We start from the raw sequence: 21,826 nt of genomic DNA, 5'->3' as shown, positions 1-21,826 counted from the left end.
GTAGTGGTTATTGGATTGGAGGATTGAGGCTATAAGCGGGACAAGGGACCTGAATCCATGCCCCGCCGATCTGTTAAACTTCCAACCCTGCGACCCCGAATCCTCCGGGTCCCGCATGAGTAGAAATTACAGCACCAGCTTGCATCCATTTTACATTTTTGAATCCATTGTCTTTTGCAATTTCATCCATCCGCTGTTTGATGCCTTCATCGAGTCCTGGTGAGTATTGAAAATAAAGTTGTTCCCGGTCGATATCGTATTGATTCAAATAATCCTGCAGCAGTTTTTCTGAAACAGCATACATATTCCCGCGATATTTCTTTGTTGAAACAAGTTTACCTTCAATCAATTCAATTCGCGGCTTTATTTTTAACAGAGCCCCTCCTAGATAAGCCACATTGCTTACACGACCACCCGCTCGTAAAAACTCCAGGCTGCCGGGAACAAAAGCAAGCCTTGATTTAGGAATAATCGCTTCAATTTTTTCTACTAAGCTATCAGGTTCAATCGCAGGATCATTCTCTAACAAGTTAACCGCATACAACACAATAGCAGCCAATCCACCCGTAACATTCAAAGTGTCAATTAAAAGTAGATTATCAAAATTCTCGGATGTAATTACTGCATTTTGAAAAGAAGAAGATGCCTTTGATGTATAACCAATGTGAACAATGATGCAATCCGGAAAATCCGTTCTAATCTTCGTAAAAAAATCGTGATATTCATTGGAATTGGTTGATGTTGTAGAGGGGATTCGTTTAGTCCGTTCATAATAGTCAAAGATATCTGTTACAGGTAACGACCCGTCCAAATAATCCTCTCCATCCATAACGACGTGCATCGGGACAACCTGAACAGCATGCTTATCCGCCAACTTCCGCGGTATATCGGCTCCACTCTCTGTGGATAAAATAATTCTTCTCATCATATTTCCCCTCTCCTATGGCAATGCAGTCTTGACTGTGCTGTATTGTGGTTATCTTTTACTATACAGCAAAAAGGGTCCAGGTACTACGATAGCGGAAAAAATTATTTTTATAAATTCGACTTTCCAATGCCACTTTTTCATTGCCGCAAACGATTATAATAGTGAACACCCTTCAATATATATAATCGAATGTCAGCATCAAAAGGTGGCATTTATTACAAAAGATATATAATGAAAAGATTTTAATTCCCCGCATATACATAACAACAGGATAAACAACGGAAGGGGAGAAACCTATGGCTGTGATTTCTATAATGAATTACAAAGGTGGTGTGGGAAAGACGACGCTATCCTCTAATATTGCAGCTGAATTAGCAAGAAAAGATAAGAAAATATTACTGATTGATATGGATCCGCAGACAAATTTGACCTTGTCATTTATGGATATTGACGAATGGCAAAGTCTTGATCGGCAGAAACGGACAATCAAGCACTGGTACGATGACTTTTTGGATAATAATGGGCAGGCGTTACTTAAAGATTTAATTGTCACACCGAATCGGGTGAATGAGCGGTTGTTGAAGACCGATGGCAGAATCGATATGATCTGTTCACATCTGGAATTAATACATGTCGATATGGAGCTTTCCAGTAAGCTGGGAGGAAATACCGACCGAACCATCCGCAGAAACTATTTGAAGGTATTATCGAATCTTCAGATTAAATTGGATGATATTAAAGATGACTACGACATGGTTATCATTGACTGTCCACCGAATTTTAATATAGTTACGCAAAATGCACTTGCAGCAAGTGATGCATACATAGTTCCGGCAAAAGCAGATTATTTATCCACATTGGGAATTGACACGTTAATCCGCCATGTAACAGCACTTGCAGCAAAATTTAATCAATACAGAGAAGAGACAGATTCAAATATACCAAAGCAAATTTCGCCCCACATGTTAGGCGTGGTATTTACAATGGTATCCTTCTACAGGGAAGGTCCCATAGCTGTGCAAAAAGAGTACATGAATCAAGTAGGGAAGAGTCATCCGTGTTTTCGAAACGTTCTACGGGAAGGCAAAACACAATTTGCCACAGCTCCCGAAGCAGGAATTCCAATTGTATTATCAAAGGGTAAAAGCCTGTCACAGGTTATCATTCGCGATGAAATTAGGCAGATTGCAAGTGAATTAATGGTTAAATACACACAGAGATAGGAGAAACCATGAGTAAAAAGGATACGGAAAAGTTGCTGCGAATCACAATGGATTTTCTGGAAGGACTAACGGCAAAACAATTTCAGGAATTAATGAATGGGCAGGCTATAATTTGCTTCGAAGCAAAAACTGGTCACACAGATGGGTACAATCAAATGATCCAAATGATTAAACAGGAATCAAATGTAGAAAAAGTCCTCAAAACGTATACGAAAAAAGAACTCGCCTCCTTTTGCAATTATTTCGGGATCAACATCAAATCAAGAGATACCAAAAGAGTCATCTATCAAAAGATAACTTCGTATTTAAAAATTGGCAGATCTTTTGTAAAAGAGCCTGTAGAATCTGCGGACTGGAAACACCTAGAAAGTGCCTTACATAAATGTTCCACACTGGATGAGGCCAGGAAACTTCTTATGAATAATAATCTTCTCCGATTGAAAAGGGATATTATTGCATTCTCCAGAGTTCTGGGGGTCTATATAAACCAAAAATATACCAAGCAGGAATTACTGGAGCGAATTGTTGACTCGGTGGTGGGTGCACGGATAAGAGGGAAGATTATTCGACTGGAAGAATGAGGCTATAAGCGAGACAAGGGTTTAGCCCTGAATTCCGCTTTTTCTAAACTTCTAATCCTGTAATCCCGAAGCCTCCAAGACTTGCATAGGTGGAAATCATAGCAGCTTGACAGAAAGCTGAGTAACTCCTTTTAAATAAACGCGATGGAAAACATGAAGAGACAGAGGATTTAATGAGGAAAAATGCAGGGATAAAGAGCTATAACGTAGAATTTATAACTTAAACAAATAAACTAAACCATCAACTATGTATCTATTAGTTAATTAATTAATTCTTTTTAGGTGTCGCATAATCCCGGGTGACTAGGTACTTGTGATTTATTATATATCTTCCTACAAACTTATGGAAAGAGGGTGAGTCTATGAATTTACAATCAAAATCAATTGACGAGTTGTTTGATTTGGAACAGGAGCTTCATCAATCTTTAAACAAAGATGAGAATAACTCTTTGTCCCGCATTATTTCTGTTTATGAAGAGCTTTATAAAAGGATAAGACGTGACAGAAGTGATGAGTATTACCAAAGTATGCCGATGATTAAGAAGAAATTGGTTTTTTACTTAGTACGCTATGGATCATTTTTGAAGACGCAATACAGGAAAGATGATTATACTGCTGAGAATTGCTTGAAGAAGGCTGTTCATTATGATCGGGTAATTCCGATAGCCCACTATCGCTTAGGATTTCTAAGTTATAAGCGGAAAAGGTATTCAACTGCGATTAATCATTTTCAAAATGCTGCGGCAACCCAAGATAAATGCACTAATACTGATTACTGTTTAACGAATCAGCAGATGTATAACGCACAACTGTATCTCAGTAACAGTGCGCTTTATATCGCCGAGTCTGCACACAGCTCCCTGCAAACTCTTGAACTTGATGCAGCCCGTGAAAATTCACCAAAGCTTGAAATGTCACCATTATATGAAATTATTAATCATAATGAAGATTATTTAACAGCGAATGCTTTTACGCTTGAAACTTCAGAGAAAGAAAGTCGTTGTTCCAAAGAAAAAACTGAAGAGATTGCGGTGGATCCTCATCCAAATACGCTCATCCTTTACTTTGCAGATCGCAGCCATTCATTAATATATAACGGAAAAGAAGAAGAGTTAACCATTAAGCAATCGGAAATTTTGCGATATTTGTTATTGAAATCCTCTGAGCAAAACCCTGCAAAAAGAAATGATTTCTATAAGATTATTGAACCGAATGAAAAAACTGGTGAAGTACTTGCAAATACGTTTGTTCAAAATATTCACCGATTGAAAGAGAGAATGACCAAGGTGGGAATACCTGAATCAATTATTACCAGGGTTCCATTAATTGGAGAGTCTGCATATTTCTTTACCGGGGAAATCCCTTATTTAATCATGTATCGAACTGATAGCTCATTCATATTAGATGAATGACAGAGCTGTCATCCCCCTTTTTATACAATGAAATTACAAATCGAAAAGGGGATGAATGGTATATGAAAACATGGAACCAATTATTTATTCGTTATGGGTGGAAATTAAATCAAAAGGAAAGGAATGTATTTGACTGCCGGCTGGAAACGAAGAAGAACATTGACTTTTTATTAAATAGTCTGGACCAGGCAGATGTCTCCTATAATCTGGAGAATCAGATATTATCTCTTCAAAGTGAACCTGTAAGTGAGCAGAAGTGGGTTGAGATTCTTGATTTCCCACTTAGAGGAAGAGGAGAAGGGCTTGGATTCAGACCTGGAGAAGAAGAGGCAAAGGTTATAGAATTGGATACGTATATAGCTGGTATTGTCCGGCAATTGAACCGTTTAGGGTTTCATACTTCAGGCTCTTGTGATGGACATGAAAGAAGACCTGCGCATGTTTATGTAATGGTAACAAAGGAAAGGGATAGTAAACAGCTTGTACAAATGCTGCTGGCACTTGGATTGAAACGCGTAAATTGTCGTGAACATTCCAGCAGTTGTTATATTACTTTGCATTTGCAAAGGAATAAATTACTTGATTTGGCGGAAAAGATGAGTTTTATTAAAGAATCCTGGATTGAACAAGGATTTGATTATATTAAAAAGCAAATGTTTTATGTACTACTGGAGCAACTTCTATCTATACCAGGTGTAAGTGGAAAAGAAGATAAAATACGTGAATATGTTAAGGGGAAACTCAGCCCATATGTAGATTATCTTTCAATTGACCGGCATGGCAATCTGTTAGCTGAAAAGACATATAAATCCGGAAATGGACCGACTATTTTACTGAATGCTCATCTGGACACTGTATGCGAAATTGAATCAGACCGTGTGATTAAAAAAGAAAATAATATATGGTCCAGCAGTAAAGGTATCCTTGGAGGTGATGACAGGGCCGGTGTTGCAGTTCTTTTGTTTATAGCAGAACATCTTTCTAATTCTTCATTTAATGGAAAGGTAAAATTCATTTTTACGGTGGAAGAAGAAAGTGGGCTAGTTGGAGCAAATCATTTAGATGATTATTTCCTTTGGGGGACTGACGCGGCAATTGTAGTGGACCGTCGTGGGAAAGGTGATATTGTAACCTCATGTGGAGGTTACATCCCATTTTGTGATGAAGTGTATGGTGAATTTTTTGAAACTATCGCAGAGAAGGAAGGATTGTCTGGGTGGAGTTGCACAAATGGCGGAAGCAGTGATACACGAATTTGGGCAGAACATGGTATCCAATGTGTTAATCTTTCTGCCGGGTACAGGAACGAGCATACGGATAATGAATATTTAGATGTTGAAGCTGCTTATGAAACTGTTAGTCTGATAAAAGGAATATTCAATAATACGAAAGAACTGCGACATGTACTCCGAACAATTAAGAGGAACAAGGATATAGAGCAAATAACCGGATAGGTAGTACAGGAGTAATGTATGGACCAAACCATATAAAAACGGAAGGAGAACGACTTTGTGGTTCCATACCTATAAAAGGTGTATAATGTGAACAATTAGAGATACTTCGGAGTAAACTAACTGAATGTACACAATGAAAGATGGGTGACAGGTAATGAAAGTGCCCAAATATTCGTTGTGCATTGTTATTTTAACATATTGGTAAGCCGTATGCCTTACTAGGGCACGTGTGGTTTGATGAGTGGGTGGCCTTGAGAAAGGTCACCCTATTCTATTTAGTTCCGGGTGTAAGGAACCTTTTTTAGGCAGTCAATCTGACCACAAGTCCCACTAAACTTCCAACCCTGCAATCCCGAATCCTCCTGGCCCTGCATGAGTTGAAATCACAGCGCCGGCTTGCATTCATTTTACATTTTTGAATCCATTGTCTTTTGCAATTTCATCCATCCGCTGCTTGATTCCTTCATCGATTCCTAGTGAGTTTTGAAAATAAAGTTGTTCCCCGTCGATATCGTATTGATTCAAATAATCCTGCAGCAGTTTTTCTGCAACTGCATACATATTCCCGCGGTATTTTTTGGTTGAAACAAGTTTACCCTCAATTAATTCAATTCGCGGCTTTATTTTCAACAAAGCTCCGCCAAGATAAGCCACATTGCTTACACAATCACCTGCCCTTAAAAATTTCCAAGCTGCCGGGGACGAAAGCAAGCCTTGATTTAGGAATGATTGCTTCAATTTTTTCTGCTAAGCTATTTGGTTCAATCGCAGGATCATTCTCTAACAAGTTAACCGCATACAACACAATGGCAGCCCAACCACACGTAAAGTTTAAAGCATCAATTAAAATTAGATAATCAAAATCTTCGGATGCGATTATTGCATTTTGAAAGGAAGAAGATGCCTCTGATGTGAATAATGATGGAATCGGGAAAATCCGCTCTTATCCACGTGAAAAAGTCATGATATTCATTGGAATTCGTTGAGGTTGTAGAGGGTATTCGTTTCGTCCGCCCATAATAGTCAAAGATATCCTTTACTGGTAACGAGCCATCTAAATAATCCTGCCTATTCATAACGACGTGCATCGGGACAACCTGAATAGCATGCTTAGCTGCCAATTCCCCCGGTATATTGGCTTCACTCTCTGTGATTAAAATAATTCTTCTCATCGTATTTCCCTTGTAAGGCAATGATGCACTGTCTGTGTTGTATTGTGTTTTTTTAACTATACAAGAAAAAGGGGAGGTGGGTACTGTAATATTGAACGGATCTGGGGGAAATTGAGTAAGAAGGGTTGGGCATGCGTTTAGGGATTGTTAAGTCAATATGATACTAAATAATTTACAAAAACACCAAACACTTGTCCTCTTCTAAAATATGTGTACCCTTTTTGATAAACTTGAATGTATTAATACGAAATTTCTTAAATGGGGTCACACTGAAGTCCTGGATGAACTTTTATGTAATGACAAATACTCTACTTCCAGAAAGTAGAAAATTCATAGGAATAGCGGCAAATTAGCATGAAGTAAATTATCTGGAATCGTATTAAGTAGTAAAAGTAGGTTTTCATAAGTTGTGTTTGTAATTGTGAGTTAAACTTTTACCTTTGAGTTATACTTTAATAAAGATAAAATTCCTTTTATTCCTTAGCAAAGGTAGTGATACTATGGCTGACAAAATATCGAAAGAGGCACGTAGCAGAAATATGTCGGCTGTCAAATCGGTTTCCAAATTGGAAGAAAAAGTAAGTAAAGAACTTTGGAGAAAAAACATCAGGTATAGGAGAAATGAAAAAACATTATTTGGGAAGCCGGACTTTTCAATAAAGAAATACAAGATTGTGGTATTTATAGACTCTTGTTTTTGGCACCATTGTCCATTCCATGGAAAAATACCAAAAAATAACTCTGATTTTTGGAAAAGAAAGTTATATCGGAATGTTGAAAGGGATAAGGAAGTAACGGATTATTATTTAAACCGTGGCTGGAATATTCTTAGAGTGTGGGAGCATGAATTTAACAGAGACTTTTCGCAGGCTACTAACAAAATAATTATCTTTATAGAAAATGCTAAAGGATGAATTTTGTATATACTTAGTAAAAAGTAGTAATTGTAAATGTCAAGAATGGTGGTTAAGAAATCATTATATCCTTTGGTGTTTATTATTTTTCTCGAAACAGAATTAGATAGTCAAATCAAATTAATTTTTATTTAAAATTATGTTAAAATATATCTAATGTACAAAATTTTTATGATTTTCAAATTAAGGGCGGGATGAAAGTGGAAACATCTGAAAGTAAAATTTTGCCACTTGAGTTATTACATAAATCTGAACTTAGATATAATGGTGTTGAACTTTCTTTGTTGAGTTCTGACAAAGAATTGTTGGATACGCTTAGTAAGAGAAATACTGTAAAAAATAAAACTATTAATGTGAATCCCTATGGTTTTTTAAGGGCTTTACTATTAAGCATATTTTACCAATTAAATGGTATTAAGAATGAAATTATTAGACTTAATGAAGAAAATATCCAACGCCTCAGTATCGGGCAAAAAGTAAAATTAGATGGAAGTATAGGGAGTGTTGAAGAAATAAATGAAGAACATAAGGTTAAAGTGAGATTCTCAGATATGACTTACATTTTGCCAAAAGCACTTACTTGGAGGATAAGTTTGTATCAAGGAAATGCAAAAATAACTAAATATAAATATCGACCAATCAAAAAGATTAAAAAAGAACGAAAAATATTTTCGGATATATTTAATTTTGATTCAATAGAAATCCCCACAATAAATACATATAAAACATTGATTGTTTGTAATAAAAGAGAAATGAATTATATAAATAATATTACTTTAAAGGGCACTCCCTTAGTTGATTTAATTCCTACAGGTTATTTTCCTAAAGCTGATAATTTTCAAAGAATAGGAAGAGACCCTTTACAAAGAGACTCACTACTTTGCTTTACTCCAAATCTTGAAACTGCTAATGAATTAATTAAAGATGATGAGAATATTAAAAACATTATTGTATTCGGTAAAAGTAAAATACTTGGTAATAGCATATATATTGACGTAATAGATAATTATAGCAGCTTGGATAATATCTCTATAGTAATGGATTTATTAGATATAGATTCTAAGGTTATTTCAATTATGAATAGTTTTAAATATGATATCATTCCAGAAACAAGCCCCACTTTAAGTGACAATGCCCCAGTAATTATAAATACAACAAATGATACAGAGGATCTTTTGCTAGAAAGAAATACAATTGCAAGAAGATCAAACTATTTTGAAAGGAATTTTTTGGTAGTAGAGTCAGAAGCAAATGAAATATTGCATTCTTTGAAAAAGAAAGTGCTTACATTAAAAAAAGAATTCACACAAAACATTTATATAATGAATATAGTAAGAAAAACATTAGGCTTTTTAAGTTTTTTAAGAACAATGCCAATATCAATAAAAGAACTAGAAGATATCAATCCTAAATTTCATTACCATAGCATAATAACTGAATTAGAGTCGGAAAAGTTAAATGTGCTTGCTACTACTTCTGAAGATACTTTTAATATGGTGAATGGAATAATAAATGATGTGAAAACTTTACTTTCGTTTCATGATATACAGCATCCAAAGGAAGAAATGTTAAGAGATATAATGTGTAAATTAGAATATAACGATTGCATTGTTGTTAAAAGGAAAAACTATATCGATTATTTATATACGTGGATGAACCATGAATACCCAAATGTCGACATATCAATTAAAACTGTTAAACAAATACAACGGGAAAAGAAATTCTACAATAATATTTATATACTGGGGTGGTATGACAGCGATGTATTTTATCTGGGAACGAAATCAAAAGGACAGTACGAACATCATGTTCTATATAAAGATGAATTAAATTCTCTTAATTATTACTTTCAACAATATAATAAAATGATTGGTCCTTTTGTGTCGGAAAAGGACTCAGATAACAAATTGGACCTTACGAATAGTAGTAAACAGGTAAATGAAAAGGAATATGAGGATTTAAATTTTATAATTAAAAATATGGAGACGGCCCTAATAAATTCATACAATACAAAAGAGACTTCGGGTAATGAAGAAGCCACTTTAATTCTTTTTGATGAGGGACAATTTGCCTTTCTGACTAATGGATATAACTGTCGCATTCTTGATCGGGAAAAAGAGACAATTGTTAGGAAAAACGTTTCCGAACTAGAAGAATACGATGAATTAGTTTTTGTTGATAAAGATGAAGATGTTTTTAATGAGTTGGTAAATAACATGAGGACGTCATCCGAAAAGGTAAATAAACTCTATGTCTTAAGTGAATTATGGACGGAAGCGCTTAAAGAATATCAAGAAAAGTACGGTTTTACTGAGTTAAGTATTGCAAATCAGTTGAAGGAATATGGTGTCTCAAGGCATCCTGCTACTATTGCTAACTGGCTAAAAGACCCCTCTGTTATAGGGACAAATGATGTTATTGAAGCAACTTCTAGATTAACGAATGACAGAACTCTAATAAATAAACTTTCTGATGTAAAAAATGCTTGTAGTCAAGTCCGGGCTATGCACATAAAACTAGGGAGATATCTAGCAAATTCTATTATAAGTTCATATAATACTAATGAAAATAACACTGATCAAATTTTAAAAGAATTGGTTGAAGATTTATCAAAGAATATAAATATAGTACAGGTTCGAAAGAAAAATAGTCGTAAAGTTCATGTACCTTATTTTAAAACAAATAGATTATTGGATCAGGAGGGTTAGAGTTGGCAAGAATGATTCCACCTTACTTTCATACTGAAATTAAAAGTAATGCTGAAAGAAAGATATTTAAAATTATTGAAAATGAATTAGGAAATAACTGGACATGTCTTCATTCATTAGGTTTGGCGCAACATGATAAAAAGGTCGAGGGAGAAATTGATTTTCTTCTTATTGGAGAAAGTGGTATTTTTTGTTTAGAAGTAAAGGGTGGAAGAGTAAAAAGGGAAGATGGGGTATGGAAGTTTATTAATAGATACGGTGTTGAAAACACTAAGTATGAAGGTCCTTTTAGTCAAGCTTCTACTGCAATGTTTTCATTAATGAACACACTGCAGTCAAAGGACAAAGACTTTAGGAGTGTTTTATTTGGTTACGGTATAGTTTTTCCGGATATAGAGTTTAAAATAGAATCACCTGAATGGAGTAGCCGGATTATTTATGATAAAAGTTACAGTAACACTGAATTTTCCGGGTATTTAAATGACCTGGTTGCATATTGGAAAGAAAAAACTAGTTATAAAAGGGCTCTTACTCCGAAACAAATAGCCAAAATTATTGAATATTTAAGAGGTGATTTTGAATTAGTTCAGCCTTTAACCAGTAAAATAAACGAAATAGAACAAGAACAAATCAGGCTTACTGAAAATCAATATAAGGCATTAGATCGATTAAGAAATAATGATAGGATTCTTTTTCAGGGAACTGCCGGTACAGGTAAAACATTGTTGGCTGTTGAAAAGGCAAAAAGGGAAGCAGTGAAAAACAGTAAAGTTTTATATCTTTGTTTTAATAAATTGTTGGGCGAAAAAATTAAACAAAAGATTATTGATGAAAATCTCAATGTAGAAGGAAATTCAATCCATCAATATTTCTATTCAACCATAATGAAAAGTAGTTTTAAAAGTGAATTTTTATCTGAAATTAGTAAATTTAATCAAAATGAAACAATGATTTATAAAAAAATCTATCCTGAATTTTTTATATATGCATTAGTTGAAAATGAACAAAAATACGACTATCTCATAATTGATGAGGGGCAGGATATACTTAACTTCGAATGGATGAACGCTCTTGATCAAATAATAAAAGGAGGACTTGAAGAAGGAAAATGGGCGATTTTTTATGATTCGAATAATCAAGGAGAAATGTATAAAAATTATGATGAAACGGTAGTAGACTACTTAAAAGGTTATGGAGCGGTAGAATATATGTTGGATTTGAATTGTAGAAATACAAAACCAATATGTATTCAAACTTCACTTATTTCAGGATTTCATGTAGAGAATTCTCTTATAAATGAAGGTGAAAAAGTAACGTATGATTTTTATTCAAATGAATCTGAACAAATAAAAAAAGTATCTTCTACTATAAACATTTTGATTTCAGACGGGGTTAATCCTAAAGATATTACTATCCTTTTACCTGACAATAGGAACATAAGCTATGTAGACAAACTAAATATTACATGTTCACTAGAAAAATTAACAACCAAAAATATTAATTACTCGAGAAAAAATACTATTTATTACACGACCGCACAATCCTTCAAAGGCCTTGAGAGCCAAATTATAATATATTTTGGAATAGATTCTATAGATGGAAAGTGGACTAATACGGTTAACTATGTTGCAATGACAAGAGCAAAAAAGCTTTTATTTATATTCTTGGATCATTCCTTAAATAAGAAAATAAAAGAAAAATCTAAAGAGTACTTAATTAGGGGGGCATTGCAAAGATGACAAATTTATATTCTCAATTTAGAAAAGACTATTTAGAGTGTGTTATTAAAGAAATGGTTGGTCCGGGCTCTGAGGGGGCATTGCAAAATGCTGAACATGAAATAATAAGTGAGAAACCGAGCCAAAGGTATTCAATGGGAATATTATACCCACAGGAAATGTTGATGGTGGATACTGAAGATGAAAATCAAACCGCGGATGTTGAAATGTTTGATGAAAAATACATTTCAGCAACAAAAGATGATACTAATCGTTCCACTAAAATTGATGATGAAACTTTCGATGACTCACCCGTAAAAACCTCGACTCAATATTTCCCTTCTTCATTGGGTTTAAGTTTTTATGTTTCCGGATTTAATCCATCAATTAATGTGAAGATTGATGCTGCGAAATATTCGAAAATAAAAAAAACTGATTGTGAGGTATACCTTGATGAAATTCTCCCCGATGAGATTGTAAATTCCACAGTTTTTAACAGACATTTAAAACAAGAAAGAAATAAATTAAAAATAACTAAAGAGTTTAATAGAGAAGATAGGGATTCCTTACTATATCTTTCGGAGAATACCCCCTTTAGGAATGCTGTCTATAAGTTATACAATTTACAAATTACAGGCTGGTGTAGAAGGCCTTTAGATGAAGAAAAAATAAATAAAATTATACCGCACGGTGATACAAAACAATATGTAGAATTAGTAGATGATGGGCTGAAATTGGTTTGTATAAGGAGACCAAGGCCGGAATCAAAGAGCACATTATTTACCATTTCTCTAGTAAACACAAATCATGAGGAAAATGGTCAAAATAAAGATGATAAATCATATTTCCAGGTAGGGTTGAAGGTAAGCCCATTAGATGATAAAGAGAAAATTATTGAATACGATACGTACAACCATCTGACAAATGATTTCGAAGAACAATCAAATGCTTTATTGTATAGAAATAAAAAATCTTATGCTGTTGGCCATGGTTGTTCTCCGTATTGGAAAGTCTCAAATAATAAGGTCATAAGCTTAAGCACCAAAATCATTCCATATGAGGAAGTTCCTCCAATGAAGTTTGATATTGAGGAACTAGGAGAAAATTCCAAAGAGACATTGTCAATGAAGTATTTGTCGGATTTATCCCCGTTAAGCGATAAAGAAATAATAAATAATCTTACTGAATTTACATTAATATACAAAAAGTGGATTGATGATTTAAGTAATAAACTAGATACTTTATCGCCACCTATGCAAAAAACGGCCTCTAGACATATAAAGGCATGCCGTGACGCTTCAGATCGTATTATGAATGGAATTAACCTTCTTAAAAATGATGATGTAATATTAAAAACATTTAAATTAGCTAATAGGGCTATGTTGATGCAACGTGCTCATACGATTATTCAAGAAAATAAAAAGTGGCCAGATGAAGCTATAAATGTATTTGATTACAAAACAATGAAAATTTCAGATGCAAGCTGGAGACCTTTTCAATTGGCTTTTTTTCTCTTGAATATTAGTGGTTTATCGTCGGTAGATAATCGAGACAGGGATATAGTTGATTTAATATGGTTTCCAACAGGAGGAGGTAAGACTGAAGCATATTTAGGTGTGTCTGCTTTTATAATTTTTTACAGAAGACTAAGATACTCCGAGGAGAGTAATGGTACCGCGATATTAATGAGATATACTTTACGACTTTTAACTGCACAACAATTTCAAAGAGCAAGTACTTTGATTTGTGCGTGCGAAGAAATTAGAAAAGAATTACCTGAATTGGGTGACGAACAAGTATCTATAGGATTATGGATTGGTTCCTCTTCTACACCAAACAGTTTTATAGATGCTAAAAATGCTTGTGACAAATTGGTTTCAAACCAAGAAACAAACAATCCTTTTCAAGTATTAAGCTGTCCATGGTGCGGGACTCGGCTTTATAAAGAAAAGACTGAAGGAAAATGGGGTTATAAACCAAAATCAAAGCCTAATAAATTTATCATACATTGTACTCATGATAAATGTCCCTTTAACGAAGAATTACCGATAAAAGTTGTGGATGAGGATATATATCAGAGCCCTCCAACCTTGTTATTTGGAACTGTAGATAAGTTTGCCATGATGCCTTGGAACGGAAAAGTGTCAAATATCTTCGCTTTAAATCAAGGAAACAATAATCGTCCACCAGAATTAATAATTCAAGATGAATTACATTTAATTTCTGGCCCTTTGGGTACTATGGTTGGTTTATATGAAACTGCTATAGATGCATTATGTACAATTAAGAATATAAAACCAAAGATTATTGCCTCTACAGCAACAATTAGACGAGCTGGTGAACAGGTAAAAGCACTTTATAATAGAGATGTATCACAATTCCCTCCACCGGGAATCGATGCAGAGGATTCATTTTTTTCAAGAGAGGATGACAATGGACCTGGAAGACTCTATGTCGGATTGATGTCTACGGGAAAAACTCAAACTACTACACAAGTTAGATTATTCTCCGGATTACTTCATTATATAAGCGAGCTGGATTATAAAGATGAGGTAAAGGATAAATATTGGACCTTGGTCAGTTATTTTAACTCAATCAGAGAACTTGGGAAATCACTAACACTAACCCAAGTAGATATCAAAGAACAAGTGTCAAGAATTGCTCGGAGGAGATCGAAAAAAATTAGAATGTATGGAGAGGCTGCAGAACTAACAAGTAGAAGGAAGTCAGGAGAAATAACAGAGGTTCTGGAGAACCTAAGTGTAGAATATCCAGACAAGAATGTAATACCAATTCTCTTAGCTACGAATATGATTTCTGTGGGGGTAGATATTGATAGGTTTGGCTTGATGACAGTCATGAGTCAGCCGAAAACAACCTCAGAGTATATCCAGGCTACAAGTAGAGTAGGACGGAAATATCCAGGAATAATATTTACATTATATGATGGTGCCAGACCAAGGGATAGATCCCATTATGAAACTTTTTCTTCTTATCATCAAGCATTTTATAAATATGTAGAACCTACCAGCATTACTCCTTTTTCGCCACCGGCAAGAAAAAGAGCGTTACACGCTGTATTAATTTCATTGGTTCGGCATTTGACTTTATTGAAGAAAGATAATGAGGCGTCTAAGTTCAGAAAAGATTTGACGGATTTAGACCGAATTAAGGATGTCATACTGGAAAGAGTAGAAGATGTTATGCCTGAGGAACATGAGGCTGCAGCAGAAGAATTACAGAAGGTAATAGAAAACTGGCATGATGTTGCATCTATTGATGAAAACCTGACATATAGAAATTCTAAATTAAGAAGATTACTATATCCGTATCATGAGCAGTTTCGTGGGAAAGATGTTTTCCCAACGTTACAGTCAATGAGGAATGTAAGTGAAGAATGTGTTGTAAGAGTAAAAGATTAGGGGGGGCATTGTATGTCAAAGAATCAACAAAAAAAACAATACGATCCAGAATTGAGGTATGATGTTTTTAGAAGCAATCAATTTATTGGGCCATTTGGTGTAGGTAGCATAGTTGATTTTCCTAATGAATCCGTAATGCCAGCAGGTATTGATAAATGGGGTACTGCAGGTATTCCATATTTATATGATACAAGATTGCAAAAAAGATTAAATAAGTTTAACATAACTCATTTTAAAAAGGTTCCTTCCAAAAGCGAGTATAGAAATGGTATTCCTTTTTATCGTTTTCCTAAATGGTTATATTGTAAAAATTCAAGATGTGGACGATTAAAACACATAGATGAGTGGAGAAAAAATTATAAACAATCTAAGGGTAAAGATTCTAAGTTTCCGACCTGTAACATATGTAACTTAAAATTGGTTCCCAGTCGTTTTATAGTAGTTTGCGAAAAAGGTCATACAGATGATTTTCCATGGGAAAAATGGGTGCATAAAGGAAATGGTTGCAAAAATGTTGATTTAAGACTATGGGTCGGTGGAAGTAGTTCAGGGCTGGGAGGTATTGTGGTAGAATGCAAAGGATGTGGTGAAAAACGCAATTTAGGTGGGGCATTTAATGATAACGCTCATGATGAAAAAAGTTGTACAGGATTTAAACCATGGCTTGATGAATATGATGAAAATGAGTGTGAATGTACCCCAAAAACACTACAAAGAACCGCATCAAATGTATATTTCCCAAAAATAGTATCGTCTATATTAATACCACCGTATTCTGATCAATTGATTGCTGATATTCAACAAACAAATGCTTGGCATCTTTTTCAAACTCAAAAAAATTTATTTCCTGATCCAAGTCCATTATACGAATCAATAGCAGACCAACTCGGAAAAAATATAAATGATGTTAAACGAGCTATAGAAAATATCAATAACACTGCAAATGGTTCCATTGATGAGGTTGAGTATCGTTACCAGGAATATATGGCGTTATTAGGAAATTTTGATAAGGAGGAAATAAGTTCAAAGGATTTTGTGATAAGTGATCAAGAAGTTGAAAATTATAATATACCAGGTATTGAAAACATGGTACTGGTTAATAGTCTAAGAGAATTACGAGCACTTATAGCATTCAGTAGAGTTAACCCCCTTGGTAGGGATGATTATGGTGTTGAGGATGAAAGCGAAAATGAAGGTAGAGGTATCCCTGTTAAAAGCTATACGACTGATTGGTTACCTGCTATCGAAGTTAGGGGAGAAGGTATTTTTATTTCATTTAATGAAAATGTATTAAATGATTGGCAGAGAAATCCTGAGGTGCAAAAAAGAGCTGAAATAATAAATAAGAGGTACGAAAGTTATACCGATAAAAGAGGGATGGAATATAGAACCATTTCAGCTAAATATATACTTCTTCATACGTTATCCCATTTGCTTATCAGGGAATTAAGTTTTGAATGCGGATATGCTACGTCATCATTAAGAGAGAGGCTTTATTGTAATGAACGTGATGAACAGTCAGAGATGTCTGGAATATTAATTTACACAGCCAGTGGAGATTCTGAAGGCACTCTAGGGGGACTTGTCAGGCAGGGAGACTCAGAATTTTTCAATAGAATTTTTGCAAATGCTGTAAATCGAGCATCATGGTGCTCATCCGATCCCTTATGTATCGAAAGTGAGGGACAAGGAATGGGTGCTTTGAACTTATCTGCTTGTCATGCTTGCTCATTACTACCAGAGACGAGTTGTGAAGAATTTAATAGGTTACTAGACCGTGCTTTAGTTATAGGGACCCCTGATAAAGATATTGGTTTTTTCAATAATTAAGAGTTAATTTTAGACCAGCCCTATAAGTGTATGGGCTGGTCAGTAATTGTTCAAGAAAGTACAAGATTAGATTCGCTTTCCTTAGTTTTTGATTTTATAAGTTCCCGGGCGATTTTAGCAATGAAAGTTTCAGCCAAATTAACAGGAACTGCATTTCCGATTTGGGTTGATAGTTTATCAATTGATCCTGTATTTTCATCTCCGTTTATATTACCAGTGAATTTGTATGATTCAGGAAAAGTTTGAATAAGTGCTGCTTCCCTTAATGAAATAGCTCTGTTGTATATTGGGTGACCGAATCTACCTTTTGAATAACATGTACAGCCAGTGGTGATTGTAGGAGCATAATCGTTATAGTTCATTCTTCCGTACACATCACCATAACTAACTCCTTTCTTTTTATGGCAATCCAATTGAAGTTTTTCTGGCCAATCTGCTCTTGATCCACCATTTTGTGGGGTACAACTAATTCTTTTTTTATTTAGATTGGAAAGTTTGCGAGCTTTATGCAATGAATCTTTTTGACAGGTTTCACCAGGTTTAATTTTTGATAGATTATATTGTTTAAGGTATTGCCCTAATTTGGGTGCCTTCTGTTTATCGGGCCATATGTCGTGGGCTTGCTTAACAGAAGGAATACCGCCCTTTTCATAAGAAATAACTGCATCAGTATTTGGAAATGAATCGATTCTTTTTGCGATGAGAATTAGCCTGTTTCTGTTTTGTGGTACGTTATAATCTGAGGCATTTATTCTTTCAAAACGAATATGATAAGATGGCCATTTTGCATATCGCTTATAGCCATTTGCCTTTAGATTTGTCAGAATTCTTATGAATCGGGAAAATTGGGTGAAGTTGAGAATGTTACTTACATTTTCAAAGAAAATATAAGATGGTTTAAATACATTTGAATATCTAATTGTTTGCATTATTAATTTATTTCTTTTGTCCTTATTTTTAATAGCTTTTTTTCGTGTATGCCTAGAGAATCCCTGACAAGGAGCAGTGACAACTAGTAAATCCAATTCATTTGGGCTCAATTTTGTAAAAGCTAATACATTATGTGGATTAAGATTATTGATGTTATCTACAATTAAATGATCTTTACCATGATTAAGTTCATATGTTTTTGCAATAATAGGATCGTACTCTACAGCACATTTTAAATCAAATTTATTTTTAATGGCTTCTGTTACTCCACCTGCTCCTGAGAAGAGCTCCACGGCAGTATATTTGTTTTCATTCACGTATATTCCCCCAGAATTATACACATTATACCTTATTGTAATCCAATGGCTTCGAAAAGCAAAGGATAAACTCCATATTAAACTATTAAATTAAGGGGTTACTATTAAATACTTTACAGTATTAAATCCAACGCCCTCCTATATTCATCGCTGGCCGTCTTATATTCACTTTCAATACTAGATTTAGATAGAATACCTTTTTTCTTACCGTCAATCCCGTAGAAATGTAGTATTTGCATAGCAACGAATCCACCTCCACGGGCGGGTGCGTCTAAATGTAAAATCTCCCTTTGAATTTGTCTATGGCTCATAGATTTATATAGGTAAGCTCTTAATACTTTAATCCTAATATCTTTATTAAATAAACTTTCTATATTCACTAAAATCCATCCCTACTTTGTCTTGTTAATAATTTCCGCAACATAGATATTATCCAACCAAAAGGCTTGTTTCGTAATACCCTGTCCACTAGGTAACTTTACTTTATCTTTCCCATCTCTTGCTTTTGGCCTTATATGACAGACCCCATTATAACCGGGTTTCGGAAGGTTGTTTTTTACAATAGTTCTATTTTTTTGTTTGACAGGTTCCAATTTAATGCCTTTTTTGATTAGCGATTGAACATGATGCCAAAAATCTTTTAGGGTTCCTTCTATTTCACTATTGGACATATTCCAAAGAGTAATACCATGAAAATACAATTTCCTGTTCGGATTTTCTTTTTTACTTTCTTTATAATGAAACACTATAAACAAGAATTTTGTTTCTTCAAAATGATTTTTAAGCCAGCTTTCTTCCCATCCTTCTTTGGCCCACTCATGAAAATCTATATTCCGGAATGACATATGTTCTTGAGGAACACCATTAGGTTCAAGCCTCACAGTCTTAAGCTGGATATTGGCTTTTGTAAACTCTTCAATCTGATCCAATTTTGTACCGCGAATTCCTAATAGTTCACTAACAAATTGTTGAAGGAAATTTTTTGATTTAGTATTTATTTCTATTCCTGCTTCAGCACCTATCTGATTAACGGTCATTCCTTTATAGGGATTAAATCTATCCAGAAGGAGTTGAAATAGTGACTTTTCTTTTAATTCACCAGGTGAAGCAAAGCGGATAAGGTCCTCTTGTTTGATTTCTTTTCTAACAAGTGCGGTCATATAGCTTTGTTTCAATGAATATGCTCTTTGCATAGCTTGAATATCACTATACGGTTGCGACCTTAATGAGCTCTTACTTGCCCCTTTAGTGCACGCAGCCAGATAATTAGTATCTGCTTCAGAAAGTTCGTGCGCTAAGCCGGCCCTAACCTTTTCCACGATAGTTTGCCAGTCCTGCTTAATAATTTCCAAATCCTCTTCCGGGTACTTATGCAGATAGGATTTTATAACCTTGTAGTCGGCTCTTGATAGATTTGCAACCCATTCATAAAAGATAATCAGAATTTCTCTGTTTTTTAACCAAAAGCTGGATGTTTTAAATGCAGTATGTACTTCATTTTGGTAGTTTATGATATTTAATACTAATCTCTCTTTTGCCGATAAGGTACCATTTTTATTTTTTTTAATAGGGGTGACTTTTAATTCGATTCCCAAATCGGAAAAATCAGCTTCATTCTTTGAGTTGATTTCATAGCCAAAAAAGCTCTCCTCGATAATTTGTCCAAGTTGGCCTTTCGCTTTTCCGTTCTCGATTCGACCAGTAGTATCAATTTCCTCGAATGTTAAGCCTTCAGCTTCCTTTGCTTTATCTAAAAGCTCTTCTTCAGTTTTGTAATCCATATGGAAAACCCTTTCATGTGGTCGTTTAATTAATTGTAACATAAAAAGCTGACACTATACGTATCAGCTTAAACAGTAAATTCAATCTGGACTTCTTCGTGAGATGGTTTTACTGAATCTATTTCCTCAATTCTTTTACCCATCTTTTCAATTAAACTTACAACAAGTGCATTTCCCATGCAGAAGTACCTCATGCGATCTGTCATTCCTGCTGTCCAATTATCATCAAAGCCATTCAGCCTTTCACATTCTACAGGAGTAAGAAATCTCTTTCTGCCATTAACCTCAACTATATGAGTACTTCGGTTTGTCGTGCCCTCACTAGTTAGCATTGTTCTACCAGGCTTGTCTAAGTTGTCAGTAGGAGACATTCCACCCTCCGAAAAATAATACTTATGGCCAGTAGCTGAAGTACGTTCCACCTTTTTAGCGCCTCTTAAATATTCAAATTTTTCTTCGATTTCCTTAGAAAGAATAAACTTCTCTTCTATAAATTCTTCATCAATTAATATGTCTTTTAATGGGGTCGGATTCTTTTCGATTGGTTGAGTATGGGCGGTGTATATATTCCCATTCCTCATAACTCCTGAATTATGGAAGATAAACTCAAAGTTATCAGAGATTTCGACTCTGTCTTTTTGTATAGTTGTTGTAGATTCCCTATCTTTGTATGCTTCCTTATTAACAGGGAATTCCTTTGCAAAAAAGCCATCTTTAAAAACGACATCTTTAAGGGACTTTCCTTTCTGTTCTTCATCAAAAGATATTCCTTCTTTATATGCGAATATAAACACTCTTCTTCGCCTTTGTGCAAAACCATATTCTGCTGCGTTGATTACGCGCCATTCAACGGTGTAATTTAAATTGCGTAAGGTACCAAGCATAACTGCAAAATCTCTTCCTCTTTGTTTTGAAGGTGATTTCAATAATCTATCAACATTTTCGAGCAAAACGAATTTGGGATGTGTGTTATCTAATACTCTTTCTATCTGCCAGAATAGGACGCCCTTTTTACCCTGAATTCCTTTTTCCCCGGAAAGTGAGCGTGCAACGGAATAATCCTGGCAGGGAAAGCCGCCCACTACTAAGTCCGGATTAATACTTTGAAATGTTACATCTGGAATTTCTGCTATGTCTTGATTGCTATGATCACCATAAGAAAAATTTCTTGTATAACATTCAAAAGCGTCTTGAGCTTTTCTGGCAGGTTCCCATTGGTTTGCCCAGGAGACATCGAAAAGGTTCTTGTTTGCTCTTTCCAATCCCAATCTAAATCCTCCAACACCAGCAAATAGTTCCATGACACGAATGGTATTATTTTGGTTCATTTGCGAACATCCTTTCGCCTTCTTTTTATCATTATACATTATTTTGAAAAAAGATCAAAATCTTTGATGAAAAAATAATAAGAACTAAACTAACTTAATAGTTTAATC

14 protein-coding genes and 1 pseudogene are annotated in these 21,826 nt (G+C 34.7%); 9 read left to right on the top strand and 6 right to left on the bottom strand.

Translation table 11 applies throughout. From position 1 onward, the window contains the following. Positions 1–73: 73 nt before the first annotated feature. Positions 74–925, bottom strand: a complete 852-nt coding sequence (locus G6R02_RS11570; RefSeq protein ID WP_164670393.1) for a DegV family protein — start codon at positions 923–925, stop codon at positions 74–76. Between the two features lie 299 nt (positions 926–1,224). Here G6R02_RS11570 and G6R02_RS11565 point away from each other — a divergent pair, with 299 nt between their 5' ends. The 4 genes from G6R02_RS11565 (at position 1,225) to G6R02_RS11550 (ending at position 5,598) form a co-directional block, all read left to right on the top strand. Further along, positions 1,225–2,151, top strand: a complete 927-nt coding sequence (locus G6R02_RS11565) for a ParA family protein (RefSeq protein ID WP_164669401.1) — start codon at positions 1,225–1,227, stop codon at positions 2,149–2,151. 8 nt (positions 2,152–2,159) lie between these two features. Then, the gene (locus G6R02_RS11560; protein ID WP_164669400.1) at positions 2,160–2,732 is read left to right on the top strand and encodes a hypothetical protein; all 573 of its coding nucleotides are present in this window, start codon (positions 2,160–2,162) and stop codon (positions 2,730–2,732) included. A 362-nt stretch (positions 2,733–3,094) separates the two neighbouring features. Then, positions 3,095–4,144, top strand: coding sequence for a hypothetical protein (locus G6R02_RS11555; RefSeq protein WP_164669399.1), 1,050 nt, complete (start codon positions 3,095–3,097; stop codon positions 4,142–4,144). 62 nt (positions 4,145–4,206) lie between these two features. Then, the gene (locus G6R02_RS11550; RefSeq protein WP_164669398.1) at positions 4,207–5,598 is read left to right on the top strand and encodes a M20/M25/M40 family metallo-hydrolase; all 1,392 of its coding nucleotides are present in this window, start codon (positions 4,207–4,209) and stop codon (positions 5,596–5,598) included. Positions 5,599–5,928: 330 nt separating this feature from the next. On the opposite strand, the pseudogene G6R02_RS11545 reads toward G6R02_RS11550, so the two are convergent. Then, positions 5,929–6,770, bottom strand: a pseudogene (locus G6R02_RS11545) (DegV family protein). 500 nt (positions 6,771–7,270) lie between these two features. On the opposite strand from G6R02_RS11545, the gene G6R02_RS11540 reads away from it, so the two are divergent. From G6R02_RS11540 to drmB, 5 genes are all read left to right on the top strand, one after another. After that, the gene (locus G6R02_RS11540) at positions 7,271–7,684 is read left to right on the top strand and encodes a very short patch repair endonuclease (protein WP_164669397.1); all 414 of its coding nucleotides are present in this window, start codon (positions 7,271–7,273) and stop codon (positions 7,682–7,684) included. Positions 7,685–7,884: 200 nt separating this feature from the next. Then, positions 7,885–10,392 carry a DrmE family protein gene (locus G6R02_RS11535; protein WP_164669396.1) on the top strand — a complete coding sequence of 836 codons (2,508 nt, stop codon included), beginning with the start codon at positions 7,885–7,887 and terminating at the stop codon, positions 10,390–10,392. 11 nt (positions 10,393–10,403) lie between these two features. Beyond that, entirely contained in the window at positions 10,404–12,131 is a 1,728-nt protein-coding gene (locus tag G6R02_RS11530) for a nuclease-related domain-containing DEAD/DEAH box helicase (RefSeq protein ID WP_246202624.1), read from the top strand. Further along, positions 12,128–15,532: a helicase-related protein gene (locus tag G6R02_RS11525; protein ID WP_164669394.1), complete on the top strand. Its 3,405-nt coding sequence runs from the start codon at positions 12,128–12,130 to the stop codon at positions 15,530–15,532. Before G6R02_RS11530 ends, G6R02_RS11525 begins: the two co-directional genes overlap by 4 nt. Positions 15,533–15,544: 12 nt before the next feature. Beyond that, complete coding sequence (gene drmB / locus G6R02_RS11520) at positions 15,545–17,362, top strand: DUF1998 domain-containing protein (RefSeq protein WP_164669393.1); 1,818 nt, start codon at positions 15,545–15,547, stop codon at positions 17,360–17,362. 50 nt (positions 17,363–17,412) lie between these two features. Here drmB and G6R02_RS11515 read toward each other — a convergent pair whose 3' ends face one another. The 4 genes from G6R02_RS11515 to dcm all read right to left on the bottom strand — a co-directional run bounded on the left by G6R02_RS11515 (position 17,413) and on the right by dcm (position 21,718). Next, a complete protein-coding gene (locus G6R02_RS11515) occupies positions 17,413–18,609 on the bottom strand; it encodes a DNA cytosine methyltransferase (RefSeq protein ID WP_164669392.1) in 1,197 nt (398 codons plus the stop codon). A gap of 113 nt (positions 18,610–18,722) precedes the next feature. Further along, positions 18,723–18,989: a hypothetical protein gene (locus G6R02_RS11510; RefSeq protein ID WP_164669391.1), complete on the bottom strand. Its 267-nt coding sequence runs from the start codon at positions 18,987–18,989 to the stop codon at positions 18,723–18,725. 12 nt (positions 18,990–19,001) lie between these two features. Beyond that, a complete protein-coding gene (locus tag G6R02_RS11505) occupies positions 19,002–20,390 on the bottom strand; it encodes a Sau3AI family type II restriction endonuclease (protein ID WP_164669390.1) in 1,389 nt (462 codons plus the stop codon). A gap of 68 nt (positions 20,391–20,458) precedes the next feature. Continuing rightward, positions 20,459–21,718, bottom strand: coding sequence for a DNA (cytosine-5-)-methyltransferase (gene dcm, locus G6R02_RS11500; RefSeq protein WP_164669389.1), 1,260 nt, complete (start codon positions 21,716–21,718; stop codon positions 20,459–20,461). Positions 21,719–21,826 lie beyond the last annotated feature (108 nt).

Origin of the sequence: Virgibacillus doumboii (genome assembly GCF_902806455.1) — a bacterium.
GTDB lineage: Bacteria > Bacillota > Bacilli > Bacillales > Amphibacillaceae > Lentibacillus > Lentibacillus doumboii.
The sequence above is the reverse complement of the archived record's forward strand: the minus strand, read 5'-3'. Positions and strand labels throughout refer to the sequence as shown.

Excerpts from the sequence above, each read along its gene's own strand:
- G6R02_RS11570 (WP_164670393.1), bottom strand. The coding sequence starts at position 925 with ATGAGAAGAATTATTTTATCCACAGAGAGTGGAGCCGATATACCGCGG.
- G6R02_RS11565 (WP_164669401.1), top strand. The coding sequence starts at position 1,225 with ATGGCTGTGATTTCTATAATGAATTACAAAGGTGGTGTGGGAAAGACG.
- G6R02_RS11560 (WP_164669400.1), top strand. The coding sequence starts at position 2,160 with ATGAGTAAAAAGGATACGGAAAAGTTGCTGCGAATCACAATGGATTTT.
- G6R02_RS11555 (WP_164669399.1), top strand. The coding sequence starts at position 3,095 with ATGAATTTACAATCAAAATCAATTGACGAGTTGTTTGATTTGGAACAG.
- G6R02_RS11550 (WP_164669398.1), top strand. The coding sequence starts at position 4,207 with ATGAAAACATGGAACCAATTATTTATTCGTTATGGGTGGAAATTAAAT.
- G6R02_RS11540 (WP_164669397.1), top strand. The coding sequence starts at position 7,271 with ATGGCTGACAAAATATCGAAAGAGGCACGTAGCAGAAATATGTCGGCT.
- G6R02_RS11530 (WP_246202624.1), top strand. The coding sequence starts at position 10,404 with ATGATTCCACCTTACTTTCATACTGAAATTAAAAGTAATGCTGAAAGA.
- G6R02_RS11525 (WP_164669394.1), top strand. The coding sequence starts at position 12,128 with ATGACAAATTTATATTCTCAATTTAGAAAAGACTATTTAGAGTGTGTT.
- drmB (WP_164669393.1), top strand. The coding sequence starts at position 15,545 with ATGTCAAAGAATCAACAAAAAAAACAATACGATCCAGAATTGAGGTAT.
- G6R02_RS11505 (WP_164669390.1), bottom strand. The coding sequence starts at position 20,390 with ATGGATTACAAAACTGAAGAAGAGCTTTTAGATAAAGCAAAGGAAGCT.
- dcm (WP_164669389.1), bottom strand. The coding sequence starts at position 21,718 with ATGAACCAAAATAATACCATTCGTGTCATGGAACTATTTGCTGGTGTT.